We start from the raw sequence: 19,512 nt of genomic DNA on the forward strand, positions 1-19,512 counted from the left end.
GACGATGCGACGCGTCTGGCCCCCGACATGGGTCGACCCGGCGCCGCCAACCGTTCTGGCCCGAAAGCGGGCGTCGTCGGCCCCTCCATAGGGGCTCCGCCCCGCGGCATCAACGCGGGAAGCGCCGCCCCGCCCGCCAAAGGCGACGTCGCTGCCCGGCCACCGGCGGGACTTCGCCTTTCCCGAACAGGCGCCTATATGTTGTGCGTAAGTTAACAGGAGGGACGCCGCACATGGGACAACTCGTTGATGGCACTTGGGAGCCGGGCTGGTACGACACCAAGAAGAGCGGCGGGGCCTTCCAGCGCAGCGAATCGAGCTTCCGCAACTGGGTGACGGAGGACGGCTCCGCCGGGCCCTCCGGCAAGGGCGGCTTCAAGGCCGAGAGCGGGCGCTACCACCTCTACGTCTCCTACGCCTGCCCCTGGGCGCACCGGGCGCTGATCATGCGAGAGCTGAAGGGGCTGGAGCCGCATATCGACATCTCCGTCGTCCACCCCGACATGCTGGAGGATGGCTGGACCTTCGACGACACGTTCGACGGCTCCACCGGGGACCAGCTCTACGGGCTGCCCTTCCTGCGCGACATCTACGTGAAGTCCGAGCCCGAGGCGACGACGCGCGTCACTGTGCCGGTGCTGTGGGACAAAGAGACGGAGACCATCGTCTCCAACGAGAGCGCGGAGATCATCCGCATGTTCAACACGGCTTTCGATTCGATCACCGGCAGCTGCCGGGACTTCTACCCCGAGCACAAGCGCGACGAGATCGACGAGATCAACGCCCGCGTCTACGACACGGTGAACAACGGCGTCTACAAGGCCGGCTTCGCCACCAAGCAGGGCGCCTATGACAGCGCCGTCGGCCAGCTCTTCGAATCGCTCGACTGGCTGGAGGACATGCTGATGCAGAAGCGCTTCCTCACCGGCGACGACGTGACGGAGGCCGATATCCGGCTGCTCACCACGCTGCTGCGGTTCGATCCGGTTTACCACGGCCACTTCAAGTGCAACCGCCGCCGGCTCGTCGATTACCCGAACCTCTGGGGCTACACGCGCGATCTCTACCAGATGGACGGCGTGTCGAAGACGGTGCGGCCGGATCACTACATCCGCCATTACCACTACAGCCACGACACGATTAACCCCAACCGGATCATCCCCGTGGGGCCGGAGATCGACTACACCGCCCCGCCGGGCCGCGAGGGCCTCAGCCGGGGGCACTGAGCAAACCAGAAGCCGGAAGAATTTTAGACGATTTTTCCGGCTTCTCTGCCGCGGCCGGTTGACGCAGGCGTCACCCTGCGGTTGAAACTGTGTTGTCGCCTGCCACCGACGAATGCTGACTGACGAGGTTACCTCGATGACGCGAGTTTTTGCTGCTGCGCTCCTGTTCCTTTTTCTGACGATTATCGCAGCCGTCTTCGTTTCCGGCCCCGAGATCCATGCCGGTATGATCGCCGCCCCGCCCGACATCCCCGCCAGCAATCTCGTCACCTGAGCCGCGATTGGCGCCGCGGGCGCCGCGAATGGGCTTGCGGGCCGGGGCCTGGGCCGGCACATCCGCCTCATGACGAGCTGGATCACAATCTGCGACACCTGCAAGCGTGACGACTGGGCCGCGAGAGGCATGGGCGAGAGCGACGGAGAGCGCCTCGCCGGCCTCATCGAGCCGCGGGCCTCGGCCGCCGGCCTCGCGACGCGCCGCGTCTCCTGCACCATGGGCTGCGAGCGGGCCTGCAACGTGATCGTGCAGGGGGCCGGCAAGATCGGCTACTCCATCGGCACCTTCGAGCCGGGGGAAGAGGCGGCGGAGGCCATCGTCGGCTTCGCGGCGCTTCATGCCGAGAGCGAGACGGGGCAGGTGCCCTACAAGACATGGCCCGCCGGCGTGAAGGGCCACTTCGTCTCCCGCCAGCTGCCGGTGCCGGAGGCGCCGCCCGCCGAGGCGGAGAAGTGAACGAGAGAGACCATGGCGGCGGCCTCGACGCCGCCATCGCCCGCTGGGGCGGAGAGAGGGACGGCTGGCTGGATCTCTCGACCGGCATAAACCCGGTTCCCTATCCCTTGGGCGACATCTCCCCCGGCGCCTGGACAGCGCTCCCCGACAAGGCGGCCGCGGAGCGGCTGAAGGCGGCGGCGCGCAGCTTCTGGCAGGTGCCGGAGGGCGCGGGCGTGCTCGCCGCGCCCGGCGCCTCGGCGCTGATCGCGCGGCTGCCGGCGCTCTGGCCGAAGGGCCACGTGGAGATCGCGGAGCCGACCTACAACGAATGGCGCGCCGCCTTCGACGGCGCCGGCTGGGCGACCGGCCCCGGCGGGGCGACGGTGGCGGTGCACCCGAACAACCCCGACGGGCGGCTCGCCCCGCCCCCCGGCGCGGGCCTGACCATCTACGACGAGAGCTTCTGCGACGTGATGCCCGGGGCGAGCCACGTGGCGCGGGCCGGGGGCGACGTGCTGATCCTCAAGAGCTTCGGCAAGTTCTGGGGCCTCGCCGGCCTGCGCCTCGGCTTCCTGATCGGGGCGCCGGAGCCGCTCGCCCGGATGGCGGAGATGCTCGGCCCCTGGCCCGTCTCCGGCCCGGCGCTTGAGGTCGGCGCACGTGCGCTGGAGGATGCCGGCTGGGCGGAGGAGACGCGCGCCCGGCTCGCCGCGGATGCGGACCGGCTCGATGCGCTGATTCAGGGCGCCGGGGCGAGGGTCGCCGGCGGCACGACGCTCTTCCGGCTCTACGAGGTGGAGGAGGCGGCGGCGTGGCAGGAGCGGCTGGCGGAGCACCACGTCTGGAGCCGCGTCTTCCCCTATGCGCCGGGCTGGCTGCGCCTCGGCCTGCCGGCGCCGGAGCGCTGGGCGCAGCTCGAGGCGGCGCTGTGAGCGGGACGCGGAAACCATATGGTTTCCGCCTTCGATTTCCATATGGAAATCGATCCCCGGCATGAGCCTGCTCTCCGCCCTCGCCCTTGCCGCGGTACTCGACGCGGCCCTCGGCGAGCCCCGCTGGCTCTGGAGCCGCCTGCCGCACCCCGCCGTTCTCATGGGCCGCGCCGTCGCCGCCCTCGATGCGCGGCTGAACGCTGGCCCCCACCGCCGGGCGAAGGGGGTGCTGGCGCTCGCCCTGCTCCTTGCCGGGGCCATCGCCCTCGGTTTCGCCCTCGCCGCGCTGCCGGGGCGCTGGGCGGAGGTCATCGTGGGCGCCATGCTCCTCGCGCAGCGATCTTTGAGCGAGCACGTCGCCGCCGTGGCCACCGGCCTGCGCGCCGGGCTGGCGGAGGGGCGGGCGGCCGTGGCGCTCATCGTCTCCCGCGATACCGCCGGGATGGCGGCGCCGGCCGTGGCGCGGTCGGCCATCGAGAGCGGGGCGGAGAACTTCTCCGACGGGGTCGTGGCACCCGCGCTCTGGTTCGCGCTCGCCGGGCTGCCGGGGCTGATCGCCTACAAGGTGGTGAACACCGCCGATTCGATGATCGGCTACCGGACGCCCCGGCACGAGGCCTTCGGCTGGGCCGCCGCCCGGATGGACGACCTGCTCAACCTCGCGCCCGCCCGCCTCTCCGCCGTCCTGCTGCGCCCCCGCCTGACGGGCTGGGGCCCGCTCGTCGCCGATGCGCGGCGCCACCGCTCGCCGAATGCCGGCTGGCCGGAGGCGGCGATGGCCCGCGCCCTCGGCGTCGCCCTCGCCGGGCCGCGCAGCTACGATGGCGAGATGCGCGACTTTCCGTTCGTGAACGCCGGCGGGCGCAAGGAGATCGGCGCGGCGGAGGTGGAGGCGGCGGTGGGCCGGCTAAGGCTCGGCTGGGGCCTCGGGATGGTGCTGGTCGGCGCGGCGGCGGTGGCGCAGGCGCTCCTCTAGAGCGCCCGGTCGATCCGCGTCGACAGGTGGATCAGACTCTCCAGCGTCACCACGCCGTCGATCTCGCCGATATGGTCCAGTGCCTCGTCCAGCGCCAGCGGCGAGCGGACGCGCAGCTGGCAGCAGAAGTCGAAGCGCCCGGCGGTGGTGTAGACCCGCTCCACCGGCGTCAGCCGGCGCAGGCCCGCCAGCACCGCGCCCTGCGCGGAGGGGGTGATCTGGATGAGCACCGTCGCGCGGATCTCCCCCGGCAGCGCCCCGTCGCCGAGGCGCAACGTGTAGCCGGCGATCACGCCCTGCCGCTCCAGCCGGTCGAGCCGGGCCTGCACCGTCGTCCGCGCCAGCCCCAGCTTCTTGGCCAGCGCCGCCACCGGCAGGCGCGCGTTTTCGCCGAGAACGGCGATCAGGGCCCTGTCCTTGTCATCAAGATTGGTCATTAAGTCGACATTAACGGCGATGCGCCGAGAATCGAGAGCAATTCGAGCAGGGCGACACGTCGAACTGGCGGGGCCGCGGCGTATCTTCATGGGAAAGCCGCAAGGCTGAGCAGGCAGAGGACGGGTAGATGCTTCAGAAGGCAATTCTGGCAGAGCGGCCGCAGGACTGGCTGGTGGCGCATGGGGGCGAGATGCCGGTGCAGTTCTTCTGCCCGCCGGCGCTGGAGGCCAAGCATCGCGCCTTCCGCGAGGGCTTTCCGGGCGAGGTGACCTTCGCCGTGAAGTCCAACCCCGCCGAGGCGGTGCTGACCCAGCTTCATGCCGGCGGCATGGCGGGATTCGACGTCGCCTCGCCGGCGGAGATCGCGCTGATGCAGCGCCTCGCCCCCGGCGCGCACCTGCACTACCACAACCCCGTCCGCTCGCCCGGCGAGATCGCGCTGGCCAAGGCGGCCGGCGCCACCTCCTGGGCCGTGGACCGGCCGGGGGAGCTGGAGAAGCTGCTCGCCGCCGACCTGCCGCGCGAGGCGGAGTTCGCGGTGCGGCTCGACCTGCCGGTGGAGGGCGCCGCCTATGCCTTCTCCGCCAAGTTCGGCGCCGGGCCGGCCGAAGCGGCGAAGCTCATGCGCCGGGCCGCCTCCGCCGGGCGGCGCGTGTCGCTGACCTTCCATGTCGGCACGCAATGCGACGAGCCCTCCGCCTGGGCCGCCTATCTCGAGACGGCGGCGGAGCTGATGGAGGAGACGGGCATCCGCCTTGCCAGCGTCAACGTCGGCGGCGGCTTCCCCTCCGCCCGCAGCGGCGAGCCGGCCGAGCTGGCGCCGATCTTCGAGACCATCTCGTCCTTCGCGCCCCGCTTCCCCGGCGCCCGGCTGGTCTGCGAGCCGGGGCGTGGACTGGTGGCCGACGCCTTCGCCTATGCCGTGCGCATCAAGTCGCTCGACCGGGGCGACGCGATCCTGAACGACGGCATCTACGGGGGCTTGAGCGAGTTCGTCACCCTCGGCCTCTCCGCCTTCGAGGTGGTGGCCGGCGACGGGCGGGAGCTGTCGGAATCGCACCAGCCCCACCGGCTCTGGGGCCCCACCTGCGACAGCCTCGACCGGCTGCCGGGCGAGCCGCTGCTGCCGGCGGACGTGGAGGAGGGCGACTGGCTGCTCTTCTCGGCGATGGGCGCCTACCTCTACGGCGTCAACACCGCCTTCAACGGCTACGGGGCGTGGGACGAGGTCTCCGTCTCCTCGCTCGGCTGAGGGCCGGGCGGAAACCATATGGTTTCCGCCTTCGAATTCCATATGGAATTCGGCGCCCGGCGGCGGCGATTGCGCTCCCCCGGAACTGGGGGTAGGCCGGCTGACGAACCTCCGGCAGCGGCGTGAGCGATGAGCGGCCCCAGCAACAGATCGGTCTACGGGCGCGGCATCCGCGATGCGCTGCCCTTCGTGCTGGTCGTCGGGCCCTTCGCCTTCCTCTTCGCCGTCGTCTCGGCCGAGGCGGGGCTGAACCTGCTGGAGATCTTCTCCTTCTCCTTCATCGTGGTGGCCGGCGCCTCGCAGCTCGCGGCGCTGTCGGTACTGCAGGATAACGGCACGGCGCTGCTGGCGATCTTCGCCGGGCTGGCGGTGAACATGCGGATGGCGATGTACTCCGCCTCGCTCACCCCGTGGCTCGGCAGCCTGCCGCCCCTGCGCCGGATGTTCGCCGCCTACCTGATGATCGACCAGACCTACGCGCTCTCCATCACCCGCTACGAGCAGAGCCCGGAGTGGAGCCTGCGCACGAGGCTGGCCTATTACCTCGGCACCGCGACGACGATCATGCCGGTCTGGTACGTGACCACGACGGTCGGCGCCGTCACCGGGCAGAGCGTGCCGGAGAGCCTGGCGCTCGACTTCGCCATGCCCATCGCCTTCCTCGCCCTGATCGGGCCGGCGCTGCGGACGGCGGCACACGCCGCCGCCGCGCTCGTCTCGGTGGTCGCGTCGCTGCTCCTCGCCGGGCTGCCCTCCGGCTCCGGTCTGCTCATCGCCGCGCTTCTGGCGATGATGACCGGCGCGCAGGTGGAGCGGTGGATGGAGCGGCGCCGGGGGACGGCGGCATGATCGGCGGGCCGGTGCTCTGGGCGGTGATCGCGGCGCTGGGCGTGGGGACGTTCCTGATCCGCTATTCCTTCCTCGGCCTGATCGGCGACCGGAAGATGCCGGAATGGGTGCTGCGCCACCTGCGCTACACGCCCGTCGCCGTGCTGCCCGGCCTCGTGGCGCCGCTCGTGCTCTGGCCCGCCGCGACGGAGGGGGAGACGGATCCGGCCCGTCTCATAGCGGCGCTGGTGGCGCTGGGGGCCGGCTGGCTTGGGCGCTCGGCCGTCTGGGCGATGGTGGCGGGGGCGCTGGCGCTCTACGCCGGGCTGTGGCTGGAGGGCGCGGCCGGCTGGTAGGCGGGCCGGGCTTATTGCGCGGCGGCGGCGGCCTCGATCTCGTCCGAGGCGTCGAAGCCGGCCTCCGGCACGTATTCTTCCAGCTCGCGGAAGCGGTCGTTGTCGTCTTCTTCCCGGTACTCCGTGGTGACGACGCCGGGGACCTTCGCGAACTGTTCCTGCAGCCGCTCGGGGGAGAGCGTCTTGCGGATGAACTCCATCCCCGGCAGCTCCTGCAGGATACCGGCCGTGGCGCGGGCGCAGGCGGCCTTGGGCACCGGGCCGGCGGCGAGCGCCAGTTGCAGCGCCCGCTCGGCCACGGCATCGCTCACCACGAGGTCCTGCCGGATGACGTAGTAGGTCACCCGGGCATGGAAGGAGAGGTAGAGCTGCTCGATGGCCGGCGTGATGCCGAAGAAGACGTCGTTCCGCTCGGGGATCGTCTCGTGCTGGAAGGTGCCGGCCGGGTCGAAGATGACCCGCTGGCTGGCGTTGATCATCAGCCCGGTATGGGCGCCGCTGTCGTCGGAGGAGGCGCGTACCGTGAAGAGGGTGAGCTGCGCCGGCCCCGGATCGCGGTAGGCGACGCGGCGCACGAACTCCTCCGGGGCCCAGACAGGCTCCCCCGGCCCGCAGCCGGCGGCAACCAGCGGCAGGCCGATCAGGAAGGCGCGGCGATGCACCCGGCTCAGCCGGCGATCAGGGCGAGGAAGACCAGGGCGACGACGATGACGATCGCCCCGCGCGTCAGCATCTTCATGAAGCCGTCGAAGGTGGCTTCCTGCGTGGTGATGTCCATGTCGCCATGCTTGTGCTCGGCCATCTGATGTCTGCTCCTCGAAGCCAGGTTTGCCCGGCGATGCCTTAGCCGATCCGCCCGGGCGTGTCAGCCCCCGGATGGCCCGGCCCTGCCGCCCCTCTCCCGGCCTGACGGCCGGGCTCGGGTCCCCTCAGGCCCGGCGCCAGTGCCACGCCCCGTCCACCTCCTCGCGGAGGGCGTCGCCCCTCAGCCAGAGGTGGTTGAGGTGGGCCAGCGTCTCGCCGAGGGCGAGGGTGTACTGGTCGGCGGAGATCTCGCGCGAGAAGAGGACGGGGAAGCACTCGTGCCCCACCCGAGGCTCGGCGAGGAAGGCATGCAGCCGGGCGAGGGCGCCGGTGTGGTTGTCGGCCAGCTGGCGCAGGCGGAAGGGCAGGCCGCGGTAGGGCAGGCGGTGGCCGGGCAGGACGAGCTGCTCGGGCGTCGCGAAGGCGGAGAGCCGCGCGCAGCTTTCGAACCACTCGGCCAGCGGGTCCGCCTCCGGCTCGAACTGGTGGACGGAGATGTTGGGCGAGATGCGGGGGAGGAGCTGGTCGGACCCGATGACCAGCGCCTCGTCCTCCGCCCAGAAGGTCGCCTGCTCGGGCGCGTGGCCGTCGCCCATCCGCACCCGCCAATCGCGCCCGGCGAGGCGGATGACCTCGCCCTCCTGCAGGCGCCGGTAGCCGGCGGGCAGGGGGGCGACGACATCGGCGAAGTTGAAGGGCCGCGAGCCCTCGCGCGACGCGAGCTCCGCCGGGTCCATGCCGGCGCGGCGCCAGAAGGCGAAGGCCTCGGGCGGGGCCGCGTCCTCCTCGTCGAGGATCAGCATCCGGGAGAGCAGCCAGCCGGTGCGCGGCATCCACAGTTCCGCCCCCCGCGCCATGAGCCAGCCGGCGAGGCCGACATGATCGGGGTGGTGGTGGGTGACGATGACGCGGGCGACCGGCTTGCCGGAGAGAGGGCCGTCGAGCAGCGCCTGCAGGGCGGAGCGGCCCTTGGCCCAGTTGAGGCCGGTGTCGATGATCGTCCAGCTGTCGCCCTCGTCGGTGATGTAGATGTTGACGTGGTCGAGCTTCATCGGCAGCGGCAGCCGCGCCCAGTGGAGGCCCTCGGCCACCTGCCACATCTCGCCGGGCGCCGGCGCCGTGTCGAACGGGTGGGAGAGCTCGGTCATGCCAGCAACTCGTCTGCCGCCGGCAGGCCCGCCTCGCCAGCCTCGCGCACATGGGCGAGGAGGCCGGCATGCTCCGGCAGCATCCGGCGCAGGTAGAAGGCGGCGAGCGCCTGCCGCTCGGGCCCGCCATGGGCCGCCGCGCAGAGATGCGCCTGCCCGCCGAGAACGAGCGCGAAGGCCCGCAGGTAGGGCACCGCCACCTCGCCGCGCGCCGCCGGCTCCAGCGCCACGAGGTGCTCCGTCGCCTCACGGAGCGATTCGGCCGCCTGCCAGAGGTGATCGGCGAGCACCGGGCGCGTGGCACGGGCGCCCTCCGCCTCGGTGATGACGCTGTCGATCAGCGCGAAGGCCGCCTCGCCGCCATCCATCAGCTTGCGGCCGACGAGATCGAGCGCCTGGATGCCGTTGGTGCCCTCGTAGATCGCCGTCACGCGGACGTCGCGGGCGAGCTGGGCGGCGCCCGTCTCCTCGATGAAGCCCATGCCGCCATGCACCTGGATGCCCATCTGCGCGACCTCGCAGCCCGTGTCGGTGCCGAAGGCCTTGGCAATGGGGGTGAGGAGGGCGCCGCGCGCGGCCTGCGCCGCGTCGCCGGTGGCGCGAGCCATGTCGAGCGCGCCGGCGCACATCAGGGCGATGGCACGGGCGGCGAAGGTCTGCGCCTGCATTGTGGCGAGCATCCGGCGCACGTCGGCATGTTCGATGATCGTCCCCCGGCCGGAGGCGCGCCCCTGCTTGCGGTCGGAGGCATAGGCCATCGCCAGCTGCGTGGCCGCCTCGGCGACACCGATGCCTTGCGTGCCGACGCCAAGGCGGGCGTTGTTCATCATGGTGAACATCGCCGCCATGCCGCCATGCTCCGCCCCCACCAGCCAGCCGGTCGCGCCCTCGTAGGACATCACCGCGGTGGGGGAGCCGTGGAGGCCCAGCTTGTGCTCCAGCGAGACGACGCGGAGGGCGTTGGCCTCGCCGGGGGTGCCATCGTCCTGCGGCAGGTACTTCGGCACCATGAAGAGCGAGATGCCCTTGGTGCCCGAGGGGCCGTCCGGCAGGCGGGCGAGGACGAGGTGGCAGACATTCTCGGTGAAGTCGTTGTCACCCCATGTGATGTAGATCTTCTGGCCGGTGATGGCGTAGGTGCCGTCGCCCTTCGGCTCCGCCTTCGTTGTCAACGCGCCGACGTCGGAGCCGGCCTGCGGCTCCGTCAGGTTCATCGTGCCGATCCAGTCGCCGGAGGTGAGCTTGGGCAGGTAGAGCGCTTTGAGCTCGTCGGAGGCGTGATGCTCCAGCGCCTCGATCTGGCCCTGGCTCATCAAGGGGGCGAGCTGGAGGGCGAGGCAGCCGCCCGAGAACATTTCGTTGACGGCGGTGGCGAGGGTGAGCGGCAGGCCCATGCCGCCGGAGCTTTCCTCGGCGGAGATGCCGATCCAGCCGCCCTCGGCGATGGCCCGGAAGCCCTCGGCGAAACCCGGCGAGGTGCGCACGACGCCGTTCTCGAGCCGGGCGGGGTGCAGATCCCCCGGGCGCTGGAGGGGGGCGAGGACATCGGCGGCGAGGCGCCCGGCCTCGGTGAGGATCGCCTCCGCCGTGTCGCCGCCGGCCTCCGCGAAGCGCTCCGTTGCGGTGACCTTGGCGAACCCGGTCAGGTGGCCGAGGAGCAGGCGATAATCGTCGAGCGGCGGAACATAGGGCATGTGCGGGACCTCACTTCGCCGGTGAGGGTAGTCGGCAGGCTCCGAAGCGCAAACGCAAACGCGGCGTCACGGGGAGCGGAGGGTGGGGTGCTGTGCCCGACCGTCTGAAGCCGTGCCCTCAGCGAAACCTCACCGCTACGCCCCCCGCCCGGTGCGCGCCGAAGGCGCAGGGCGAGCGCCTGCCCGTCCCGGCGGGCTGGCGCTCTGGCGGGGCTTGGTGCTGAGCGGTGAGCGGGGAGGGGCTTGGCCGGCATAAAGCGCCCCGCGGCGAAGTCGGAGCGCCACCCCACGGGCAGGCGCTCGCCCTGCTCCCGTTGGGAGGGGGAGGAGAGGGGGCGCCGGGCCGAGCGGCGCCCCCTGTTCCCTCAGGGCCGCGCCAGAGGCCGCAGGGAGACGTCCGGCGCGATCTCGGTCGCCCGCCCCTCGATGGCGCGCACGCGCAACTGCTCCAGCTCGGATTGCGTCGGGCGGGAGCGGGGGCGGATGAACGGCTTCTCTCCGCGCAGGAGCGACAGGAAGCGCAGGGGCCCCGGTTGCGGCTCGCCCAGCCGCGCCTGGTAGACGGGCAGCGATTCGGCGACCCGCTGCACGTAGTTGCGTGTCTCGGTGAAGGGGATGTGCTCGATCCAGTCCACCACGTCGACGCCCGCCTCGGGGTCGCGCGGGTCTCCCCGTGCTTCCATCCACTGGCGGGGCCGCGAGGGGCCGGCGTTGTAGCCGGCGGCGATCATCACGGGGGAGGGGCCGAACTCCTCCTCCAGCCCCGCGAGGTAGGTGGAGCCGAGGCGGGCGTTGTACTGCCAGTCCTGCGTCAGCCGCTCGTACTCGTAGTCCAGCCCCTGGTTCACCGCCACTTCCCGGGCGGTGCCGGGCATGAGCTGCATCAGACCCTGCGCGCCCACCGGGGAGCCGACATACTGGTTGAACTCCGATTCCCGCCGCGCGATCGACAGCGCCAGCTCCGGCGCCACCGGCAGATCCATCCCCGTGAGCGGGTGGAGGGGAAAGTAGGCCTCGGGGATCAGGATGCCCCGCTCCGCCGCCACCTTGCCGAGGACGGTCAGCAGGTAGGGCCGCTCGTCCTCCTCCAGCAGCGCGGCGAACTGGCGCAGGCCGGCCTCGTCGAGGTCATTGGCCAGCCGCAGCGTGAAGAGCGCGCTCGTCACCCAGTCCTCCCCCGGCAGGAGGAGCTCCAGCGCCCGCCCCACCTCGGTGGAGAGGAAGGGCGCCCCCTCCCAGCCCGGCAGCTCCGTGCCGGCCAGCTCGGGCGACAGGGGCAGGCCCAGGGCCTCGGTGGCGAGGAGGCCGTAGTACGCCGTCTGGAACTCCGCCGCCGCCTGGTATTCCGCCGTCGACCCGGCGCCGTCGCCCGCCGCCTCCAGCGCCCGGCCGCGCCAGTAATGCCCGCGGGAGAGGGAGACCGGGCCGTCGACGCTGGCGAGGAAGGCGCGGAAATGCCCATCGGCGAGGGCGGGGTCATTCAAGTCGGTCAGCGCAATGAAGCCGGCGAGCCACTCCAGATCGGCATAGAGCGTCCCGTCCGCCTCGAGGTGGTGGCTGGAGGCGAGGTCATAGGCCTCCTGCGGGCGGCCGTCGCGCATCAGCCAGCGGGCGAGCGAGGCGCGCCAGCTCGCCCAGCGGAAGGGCTGGCCCAGCTCGGCGGCGCTGCCGGACTGGGCGCTCATGATGGCGATGGCCTGCGTGTAGTCGCCCTCGTCCGCCGCCCGGTTCATCCGGTCGACGGCGAGGCCGGGGTGGCCGGCGAGATCGGCGGGCACGGCGGCGATCTTCTCCGCCGCGTCGCCCTCGCCGCGGATCAGGGCGATTCGCGCCTCCGCCAGCGCCCGCTCGCTCTGAGAGAGGAACGGCAGCAGCCGCTCCGCATCGCGCGTGCGCCAGCGCCAGAGCATCGCCTCGACACGTGCCGGGTGCAGGGGCGTCAGCTCCTCGCCGAAGGACTGCAGGAGCGCCGCCTCCCCCTCCTCGTCGAGGCCGAGGCCGACCCAGCCCTCCATCAGCACCGCTTCGGCCTCGACACCCCGCCCCAGCGCGATCAGCGCCTCGGCGTAGCGGGCGACGCCCTCGCCCGTCTGCGGGGCCTCGTCGGCGAAATAGGCGGCGACCTCGGCAGGCTGGGTGCCGGGGCTGATCAGCCGCTCCCCCTCCGCCCGCAGCCTCTCGAGCCCGGGCCAGGTGGGGTGGGCGGCGAGGAAGGCGGGGTATTCGGGGAAGCTGGCCGTCCCCTCGCGCAGCCGCATCCAGGTGATCAGCGCCTCCGCCACCTCGCCATCGGGCCGGGCGAGGGCGGCGGCCACGTCCCATTGCTCGTCCCGCAGCGCGGGGACGGCAGACTGGAACGCCTCCTGCGCCGGCGCGAGGGCCGGCGGCAGGCAGAGGCAGGCTGTCAGGCAAAGCTGGCGCAACATGGGGGAGAACCGCTCGTTTTCCCCTGCCTAACGCGGGCGCCGCCGCGCGCAAAGTCACGAACTTGTCGGGTCGCGCAAAGCCGCGTAGGGTCCGCGCGATTTTTCAGGGGGGGACCCCGCAGCCGGAGAGAGGTGTACGCCATGTTCCATGGGTCGATTCCAGCCATGGTCACCCCCTTCAAGGGCGGCGAGGTCGACGTTAAGTCGCTGCGCGCGCTCGTCGACTGGCTGATCGCCGAGGGCAGCACCGGTCTTGTCCCCGTTGGCACCACCGGGGAAAGCCCGACGCTCACCCATGACGAGCATGACCTCGCCGTGAAGGTGGTGGTGGAGCAGGCGGCGGGGCGCGTCCCCGTGATCGCCGGCGCCGGCTCCAACAACACGGCGGAGACGGTGCGCCTCGTCAAGGCGGCGCAGGCCGCCGGCGCCGATGCGGCGCTGGTCGTGACCCCCTATTACAACCGCCCGACGCAGGCGGGGCTGATCGCCCATTTCACCGCCGCCGCCGATTGCGGGCTGCCGATCATCATCTACAACATCCCGCCCCGCTCGGTGGTGGACATGACGCCTGCCACGATGGCGGAGCTGGCGAAGCATGAGATGATCGTCGGCGTGAAGGATGCCACCGCCGATCTCTCCCGCGTGCCGAAGACGCGGCGCCTGTGCGGTGAGGATTTCATCCAGCTCTCGGGGGAGGACCCGACGGCCATCGGCTTCAACGCGCAGGGCGGGCGGGGCTGCATCTCCGTCACCGCCAACGTCGCCCCGCGCCTCTGCGCAGAGCTGCAGGCGAAGACGGCGGCCGGGGATTACGCCGGCGCGCTGGCCCTGCAGGACAAGCTCCAGCCCCTGCACGAGGCGATCTTCGCCGAGCCGGGGCTCGCGGGCGCCAAGCACGGGCTGTCGCTGCTCGGCCGCTGCACGGGGGAGGTGCGCTCCCCCCTCCTGCCGCCGTCGGAGCCGGTGCAGGCGCAGATCGCCGAGGCGATGCGCGGCGCCGGCCTGCTCTGAGGGCCTACCAGACGGCCCAGTGCCGGCCGAACCAGGCATGGCCGACGAAGTGCACGAAGGTCGCCGCGTAGACGAGCGCGCCGGCGAGGGCGAGCGCCCTCTGCCAGCGCGTCTCCAGCCGCCGCCAGATGACGACGAGGCAGGCAGCGAAGAGTACGCCCTCCAGCGAGCCGAAGAACCGCCCGTGATGGTCCGCGTCCCAGAAGGAGAAGGGCGCGTGCCACGCCCAGTCGGTCAACGGCCAGAAGTGGCGATGCGCGTCGCCAGCATGGAGCGGGAGGTCGAAGGCGATGTGCATGAGGGCGGAGGCCGAGAGCAGCGTCAGCCAGGGCCACTGCGTCAGCGCGCCGGCGGCGAGGGCGATCGCGTAGAGCGGGACGGAGTTGAAGATGTCCGCCGCGAGGTTCAGCGGCCCGCGAGCCCCCGGCAGCCCCCACATCAGGAAGTAGGCGATGTCCGGCAGGAGGGCCCCGAAGAGGATCACCCACCAGAGCCGGCGCGGCGGCGGCTTGCCGAGGAGCGCGAGGCTCAGCGCCATGTGGGCGGGCGTGTTCATGGGACTGGCGTAGGGGCCGGCGGGGCCGCGCGTCAAGCCGTGGCGGACGCGGGCGTGCCGGGCTGACGGCCGGCCTACGGGGCGGGCGTGGGAGCGCCCCACCGCTCACCACCCACCCAGCACCGACCCCCGTCGCGGAGGGCTCGTCATGCGCCCCCCTGTTCATCTGGCCCAAAATACCTCGGGGGTGTGGGGGCAGCGCCCCCACGCATCTCCACCTGCGCCCCACCCTCGCATCTTCACCCCATAATTGCGAATGGTTCTCATAATCATTGACAAGACCTGCGATCCTCCTACCTTGATCACAACCGAAGGAGCACAACCCCCGTGAGTCTCACCCGCCGCCGCCTGCTCGGCACTGCCGCCGCTGCCCTTGCCCTGCCCGCCGCCGCCCTGCCAAACGCCGCCCTCGCGCAGGACCCGCTCTCCGTCATCGCCACCACCGGGATGATCGGCGATGCCGCTGCCACGGTGGGCGGCGACGCCGTCTCCGCGTCTTCGCTGATGGGCCCGGGAGTGGATCCGCATTCCTACCGCGCCACCCGGTCGGACATTGTCTCCGTCGGGCGGGCGGAGCTGGTGCTCGTCCACGGCCTCTACCTCGAGGCGCAGATGGAGGCGTTCTTCGAGGATATCTCCCGCCGCACGCCGCTGACCCGCGTGGGTGAGGCCATTCCGCCCGAGATGCTGCTCGCGCACGAGACCTATGCCGACAAGTACGACCCGCATGTCTGGATGGCGCCCGGCCTCTGGCAGATCCCCATCGCCGCCGTGGCCGATGCTATCGCCGCCGCCCGCCCCGAGGCGGCGGAGGGCGTTGCGGCCCGGGCGGAGGCCTATATCGCCGAGGCGCAGGCGCTCGATGCCTACGGGGCGGAGGTCATGGCCACCATTCCCGCCGACCGGCGCGTGCTCGTCACGGCGCATGACGCTTTCCGCTACTTCGGGCGCGCCTACGGGATGGAGGTGCAGGGCATCCAGGGCATCTCCACCGAAAGCGAGGCCGGCCTAGCGCGCATCTCCGATCTGGTGGACCTGCTGGTGGAGCGGCAGATCGGCGCTGTTTTCGTGGAAAGCTCCGTCTCCGACCGCAACATCCGCGCCCTGATCGAGGGCGCGGCGTCGCGGGGGCACGAGGTGGTCATCGGCGGCGAGCTCTATTCCGACGCGATGGGCGCGGAGGGCACCTACGAGGGCACGTGGCTCGGCATGATCGATCACAACATCACCACCATCGCCCGCGCGCTGGGCGGCGCGGCGCCCGAGGGCGGGCGTCTGGGGCGGCTGTCATGAGCGTCGCCGACATCACCCCGGCGCTCTCGGTGCAGGGGCTCACCGTCTCCTACGGGCAGAAGCCGGCGGTCTTCGACGTCTCCGCCGCGTTCCGCCCGCGGGCGATGACGGCGATCATCGGGCCGAACGGGGCGGGCAAGTCGACGATGCTGAAGGCGGCGCTCGGCGTCGTGCCGCGCCTCTCCGGCGAGGTGCGCGTCTTCGGCCAGCCGCTGAGCGAGGCGCGGGCGCGCATCGCCTACGTGCCGCAGCGGGCCAGCGTCGACTGGGACTTCCCGACCAACGTGCGCGACGTGGTGCTGATGGGCCTCTACCGGAAGGTCGGCCTCCTCGGGCGCATCACCGGCGCCCACCGGCGGCTGGCGGACGAGTGCCTCGCCCGCGTCGGCATCGAGGGCTTCGCGGGGCGGCAGATCGGCCAGCTCTCCGGCGGGCAGCAGCAGCGGGTCTTCCTCGCCCGGGCGCTGGCGCAGGAGGCGGATCTCTACCTGCTCGACGAGCCCTTCGCCGGGGTGGATGCGGCGACGGAGCGGGCGATCATCGAGGTGCTCAAGGGGCTGAAGGCCGAGGGCAAGGCCGTCGTCGCCGTGCACCATGACCTCTCCACCGTCGGCGCCTATTTCGACGACGTCCTCCTCCTCAACGTCCGCCGCATCGCCGCCGGCCCGGTGGAGGCCGCTTTCACCGCCGAGAGCCTGCAAGCGACCTATGGCGGCCGGCTCGCCGGCGCGCATATCGACCAGCTGGGGCTCAGAAGCGCATGAGCCCCGTCCTCGAGGCGCTGCTGCTGCAGGCGGGCTACAACGCCGCGCTCGTCGCCATCGGCGCGGCGCTGCTCGGCTTCGCCGCCGGGGCCGCCGGCTCCTTCCTCTTCCTGCGCAAGCGGGCGCTCGTCTCCGACGCGCTGGCCCATGCCACGCTGCCGGGCATCGCGCTGGCCTTCATGATCATGGTCGCCCTCGGCGGCGAGGGGCGGGCGCTCGCCGGGCTGATGGCCGGCGCCGCTGTCTCCGCCGCGCTGGGGCTCCTCGCCGTCGAATGGCTGGCGAGCCGGACGCGGCTGCCGGAGGATGCGGCGATCGGCGCCGTCCTCTCCTCCCTCTTCGGGCTGGGCGTGGTGCTGCTCACCGTGATCCAGACGATGGAGCGGGGCCGACAGGCGGGGCTGGAGAGCTTCCTCCTCGGCTCCACCGCCGGGATGCTGCGGGTGGACGCGGTGGTGATCGGCCTCGGCGGGGCGGCGGCGGTGCTGGCCGTCTGGCTGCTCCGCCGGCCGATGACGCTGGTGGCGTTCGATCCCGGCTTCGCCGCGGCCTCCGGCCTCTCCGTCCGGCGAACGGATCTCGCCATGATGGCCATCGTGCTGCTCGTCACCGTCACGGGGCTGAAGCTCGTCGGCCTGATCCTCATCGTGGCGCTGCTCATCATCCCCGCGGTCACCGCCCGCTTCTGGACGGAGCGGGCCGGCGGTGTGATGTGGATCGCCGCCGGGATCGGCGGCGTCTCCGGCTATGTCGGCGCCGCCATCTCCGCCTCCGCCCCCGCGCTGCCGACGGGGCCGATCATCGTGCTGGTGGCGACAGGGCTCTTCGCCGCCTCGCTCCTCCTCGCGCCGGCCCGTGGGGTGGCGGCGGCGGTGGTGCGGCAGCGGCGCTTCCAGCGCCGGGTGCACCTGCGCCAGGGGCTGCTGGCGCTGGGCAAGGGCGAGCCGATCCACGACGCGCTCAGCCTGCGCCTCCTGCGCGCCGAGGGCCTGATCCGGGCCGACAGGGTGGCCACGCAGGCGGGCCGGGAGGCGGCGGAGGAGGTGGCGCGCGACGAGCGGCGCTGGGCCGTGGCACGGCAGGTCCACCAGGATGGAGGGCTGACCGGCCGCTATGACGGGCTGACGCCGATCACGGAGGTCTTCGCCCCCGACCAGGTGGCCGCCTTCGACAGGGAGATGTCGTGATGGGGGCAGAGTTCGTCCAGCTGTCGCTGACGCCGATCCTCATCGGCGTGCTCGCCGCCATCGCCTGCGCCTTGCCCGGCAACTTCCTCGTGCTGCGGCGACAGGCGCTGATCGGCGATGCCATCAGCCACGTCGTCCTGCCCGGCATCGTCGTCGCCTTCCTGATGACGGGGGCCATCGCCGCGGTGCCGATGCTGCTCGGCGCCGCCGGGGCGGCGCTCGTCGCCGTCGGCCTGATCGAGGCGATCCGCCGGCTCGGCAAGATCGAGCCGGGGGCGGCGATGGGCGTCGTCTTCACCGCGCTCTTCGCCGCCGGCGTGCTGATGCTGGAGCGGACGGATACCTCAGCCGTGCACCTCGACGTCGAGCACGCGCTGATGGGCAACCTCGAGTCGCTGATCTGGTTCTCCGCCGACGGCTGGGCCTCGCTCGTCGACCCCGCGGCGCTGGCGGAGCTGCCGCCGGAGCTGGGGCGCATGGCGATCACCTGCGCTATCGTGGCGGTGCTGACGCTCATCTTCTGGCGGCCGCTGAAGCTCTCCACCTTCGACGAGGGCTTCGCCCGCACGCTGGGCCTGCCGGTGGCGCTGATCGGCCTCGGCCTCGTCGCCACGGCGGCGCTGGCGGCGGTGGCGGCCTTCGACGCAGTGGGCTCGATCATCGTCATCGCCATGTTCATCTGCCCGCCCGCCGCGGCGCGGATGCTGACCAACCGCCTCGGCCGGCAGGTCGGCCTCTCCGCCCTCATCGCCGCCGGCTCCGCCATCGTCGGCTACGTCGCCGCCGGTTACGGTCCGATCTGGCTGGGGGGGGGCGATTCCGTCTCCGCCGCCGGGATGATCGCCGCCATCTCCGGCCTCGTCCTCGCCGCCGCGGCCCGCTTCGGCCCCTGCCGGCACCGGCTCGGCGCGGGGGCGGAGGCGGTGTGAGGGACAGGGTGACGCTGCGTCTGGCCCTCGCTGGCCGGAGGCTCTAAGAGGCGCGCCCATGACGCGCTTTCTCGCCTATGTCTCCATGTCGCTCGACGGGCGCATCGCCGACGCGGACGGCGGCACGGGCTGGCTGGCCGATCATGCCGGCGCGCCGGAGGAGGGGGATCGCGGCTACGCCGCCTTCCACGCCGCCGCCGATGCCGTGGTGATGGGCCGGCGCACGCATGACGACCTGCGCGGCACCGGCGGCCCCTGGCCCTACCGGGGCAAGCCCTGCTTCGTCACCACCTCGCGGATGCTCGACCCGGAGGGGGAGGATATCCTCCCCGTCCTGCCCGATTACGCCGGCCTGCGGGACCGGCTGACGGAGGGCGGCCACGACCGCGTCTGGGTTCTGGGCGGCGCGCAGACCCTCTCCGCCGCCGCGGCTGCCGGGATGCTGGACGAGCTGCGGCTCTTCATCCTGCCCGTGGTGCTGGGCGAGGGGCGGGCCCTGTTCGAGACGGGGACGCCCCCGGGAGCGCGGCTGATCGGCCACCGGCTCTGGCCCGGGGGCGTGGTGGAGCTGACGTATGGGCTGTCGGCCGGGGACGACTGAGGATTCCGGGACGAATCGCTTCCCGGCGCGGGGAGGACAATGAGCTGCTAGGTGGCACATTGTTCCGGCATCTGCGCGAATTCTAGCCGCTAGAGAGTGAGTGCCCGCCCGCGCCCGAGCAGCGGCACTGTGTCGCCGGCGCTTCGTTGCAGCCCTCAAACGTCGAACATTGTCGCCGCATCGCGGCAAGAGGCGCGCGGGAAGGCCCGTTGTTGCGTGCCTCGCCCCAAAGACGCAGCCGCTCGCCGGCGTGCCTTAGCTCACTCGACCCTTCCTGAATTTTCCTAGAATTGACGACAAATGCGAGCGAGTGCTTACGTCCGCTCACGGTGCCGGTCGCGCGTTGCCGAGCCTTCCGCGACCGCCGCCGCCACCG

21 protein-coding genes are annotated in these 19,512 nt (G+C 72.0%); 14 read left to right on the forward strand and 7 right to left on the reverse strand.

Annotation, left to right across the window (positions count from 1 at the left end; all coding sequences use genetic code 11):
• Positions 1-233 precede the first annotated feature (233 nt).
• The 5 genes from GY170_RS00480 to GY170_RS00500 all read left to right on the forward strand — a co-directional run bounded on the left by GY170_RS00480 (position 234) and on the right by GY170_RS00500 (position 3,849).
• A complete protein-coding gene (locus GY170_RS00480) occupies positions 234-1,226 on the forward strand; it encodes a glutathione S-transferase family protein (RefSeq protein WP_163888938.1) in 993 nt (330 codons plus the stop codon).
• A gap of 112 nt (positions 1,227-1,338) precedes the next feature.
• A complete protein-coding gene (locus tag GY170_RS00485) occupies positions 1,339-1,500 on the forward strand; it encodes a hypothetical protein (protein ID WP_163888940.1) in 162 nt (53 codons plus the stop codon).
• A 69-nt stretch (positions 1,501-1,569) separates the two neighbouring features.
• A complete protein-coding gene (locus tag GY170_RS00490; RefSeq protein WP_163888944.1) occupies positions 1,570-1,959 on the forward strand; it encodes a DUF1636 family protein in 390 nt (129 codons plus the stop codon).
• Complete coding sequence (locus GY170_RS00495) at positions 1,956-2,873, forward strand: threonine-phosphate decarboxylase (protein ID WP_235937764.1); 918 nt, start codon at positions 1,956-1,958, stop codon at positions 2,871-2,873. The genes GY170_RS00490 and GY170_RS00495 overlap by 4 nt, the downstream gene beginning before the upstream one ends.
• A gap of 61 nt (positions 2,874-2,934) precedes the next feature.
• Positions 2,935-3,849, forward strand: a complete 915-nt coding sequence (locus tag GY170_RS00500) for a CobD/CbiB family cobalamin biosynthesis protein (RefSeq protein WP_163888949.1) — start codon at positions 2,935-2,937, stop codon at positions 3,847-3,849.
• On the opposite strand, the gene GY170_RS00505 is transcribed toward GY170_RS00500, so the two are convergent.
• The gene (locus tag GY170_RS00505; RefSeq protein ID WP_163888951.1) at positions 3,846-4,286 is read right to left on the reverse strand and encodes an Lrp/AsnC family transcriptional regulator; all 441 of its coding nucleotides are present in this window, start codon (positions 4,284-4,286) and stop codon (positions 3,846-3,848) included. The two genes, GY170_RS00500 and GY170_RS00505, sit on opposite strands and share 4 nt — an antisense overlap.
• 128 nt (positions 4,287-4,414) lie before the next feature.
• Between GY170_RS00505 and GY170_RS00510 the strand changes: the two genes are divergently transcribed.
• The 3 genes from GY170_RS00510 (at position 4,415) to GY170_RS00520 (ending at position 6,723) form a co-directional block, all read left to right on the forward strand.
• Positions 4,415-5,539, forward strand: a complete 1,125-nt coding sequence (locus tag GY170_RS00510) for a type III PLP-dependent enzyme domain-containing protein (protein WP_163888953.1) — start codon at positions 4,415-4,417, stop codon at positions 5,537-5,539.
• 129 nt (positions 5,540-5,668) lie between these two features.
• Positions 5,669-6,388 carry an AzlC family ABC transporter permease gene (locus GY170_RS00515; protein WP_163888955.1) on the forward strand — a complete coding sequence of 240 codons (720 nt, stop codon included), beginning with the start codon at positions 5,669-5,671 and terminating at the stop codon, positions 6,386-6,388.
• Positions 6,385-6,723, forward strand: a complete 339-nt coding sequence (locus GY170_RS00520) for an AzlD domain-containing protein (protein WP_163888956.1) — start codon at positions 6,385-6,387, stop codon at positions 6,721-6,723. Before GY170_RS00515 ends, GY170_RS00520 begins: the two co-directional genes overlap by 4 nt.
• Before the next feature lie 11 nt (positions 6,724-6,734).
• Here the strand turns inward: GY170_RS00520 and GY170_RS00525 are convergent, their stop codons facing one another.
• The 5 genes from GY170_RS00525 to GY170_RS00545 form a co-directional block, all read right to left on the reverse strand.
• On the reverse strand, positions 6,735-7,385 hold the full coding sequence (locus GY170_RS00525) for a hypothetical protein (protein ID WP_235937765.1): 651 nt from the start codon (positions 7,383-7,385) through the stop codon (positions 6,735-6,737).
• A gap of 5 nt (positions 7,386-7,390) precedes the next feature.
• A complete protein-coding gene (locus GY170_RS00530) occupies positions 7,391-7,525 on the reverse strand; it encodes an aa3-type cytochrome c oxidase subunit IV (protein WP_163888960.1) in 135 nt (44 codons plus the stop codon).
• A gap of 127 nt (positions 7,526-7,652) precedes the next feature.
• Entirely contained in the window at positions 7,653-8,675 is a 1,023-nt protein-coding gene (locus GY170_RS00535; RefSeq protein WP_163888962.1) for an MBL fold metallo-hydrolase, read from the reverse strand.
• The gene (locus GY170_RS00540) at positions 8,672-10,369 is read right to left on the reverse strand and encodes an acyl-CoA dehydrogenase family protein (protein WP_163888964.1); all 1,698 of its coding nucleotides are present in this window, start codon (positions 10,367-10,369) and stop codon (positions 8,672-8,674) included. The genes GY170_RS00535 and GY170_RS00540 overlap by 4 nt, the downstream gene beginning before the upstream one ends.
• 365 nt (positions 10,370-10,734) lie before the next feature.
• Positions 10,735-12,795 carry a lytic transglycosylase domain-containing protein gene (locus GY170_RS00545; RefSeq protein WP_163888966.1) on the reverse strand — a complete coding sequence of 687 codons (2,061 nt, stop codon included), beginning with the start codon at positions 12,793-12,795 and terminating at the stop codon, positions 10,735-10,737.
• Between the two features lie 141 nt (positions 12,796-12,936).
• Here GY170_RS00545 and dapA point away from each other — a divergent pair, with 141 nt between their 5' ends.
• Positions 12,937-13,806: a 4-hydroxy-tetrahydrodipicolinate synthase gene (dapA, locus tag GY170_RS00550; protein ID WP_163888968.1), complete on the forward strand. Its 870-nt coding sequence runs from the start codon at positions 12,937-12,939 to the stop codon at positions 13,804-13,806.
• A 4-nt stretch (positions 13,807-13,810) separates the two neighbouring features.
• Here the strand turns inward: dapA and GY170_RS00555 are convergent, their stop codons facing one another.
• The gene (locus tag GY170_RS00555; protein WP_163888969.1) at positions 13,811-14,362 is read right to left on the reverse strand and encodes a hypothetical protein; all 552 of its coding nucleotides are present in this window, start codon (positions 14,360-14,362) and stop codon (positions 13,811-13,813) included.
• Positions 14,363-14,689: 327 nt separating this feature from the next.
• Between GY170_RS00555 and GY170_RS00560 the strand changes: the two genes are divergently transcribed.
• Genes GY170_RS00560 through GY170_RS00580 form a run of 5 tightly spaced genes read left to right on the forward strand, consistent with a single transcriptional unit; the run spans position 14,690 to position 19,136 of the window.
• Positions 14,690-15,655, forward strand: coding sequence for a metal ABC transporter solute-binding protein, Zn/Mn family (locus GY170_RS00560; RefSeq protein ID WP_163888971.1), 966 nt, complete (start codon positions 14,690-14,692; stop codon positions 15,653-15,655).
• A complete protein-coding gene (locus tag GY170_RS00565; RefSeq protein WP_163888973.1) occupies positions 15,652-16,419 on the forward strand; it encodes a metal ABC transporter ATP-binding protein in 768 nt (255 codons plus the stop codon). The genes GY170_RS00560 and GY170_RS00565 overlap by 4 nt, the downstream gene beginning before the upstream one ends.
• A complete protein-coding gene (locus tag GY170_RS00570) occupies positions 16,416-17,606 on the forward strand; it encodes a metal ABC transporter permease (RefSeq protein ID WP_163888975.1) in 1,191 nt (396 codons plus the stop codon). Before GY170_RS00565 ends, GY170_RS00570 begins: the two co-directional genes overlap by 4 nt.
• A complete protein-coding gene (locus tag GY170_RS00575; protein WP_163888986.1) occupies positions 17,606-18,535 on the forward strand; it encodes a metal ABC transporter permease in 930 nt (309 codons plus the stop codon). The genes GY170_RS00570 and GY170_RS00575 overlap by 1 nt, the downstream gene beginning before the upstream one ends.
• A 58-nt stretch (positions 18,536-18,593) precedes the next feature.
• The gene (locus GY170_RS00580) at positions 18,594-19,136 is read left to right on the forward strand and encodes a dihydrofolate reductase family protein (RefSeq protein ID WP_163888988.1); all 543 of its coding nucleotides are present in this window, start codon (positions 18,594-18,596) and stop codon (positions 19,134-19,136) included.
• The last annotated feature ends 376 nt before the right edge of the window (positions 19,137-19,512 follow it).

The organism is Pseudoroseicyclus tamaricis (genome assembly GCF_012070395.1).
GTDB lineage: Bacteria > Pseudomonadota > Alphaproteobacteria > Rhodobacterales > Rhodobacteraceae > Pseudoroseicyclus_A > Pseudoroseicyclus_A tamaricis.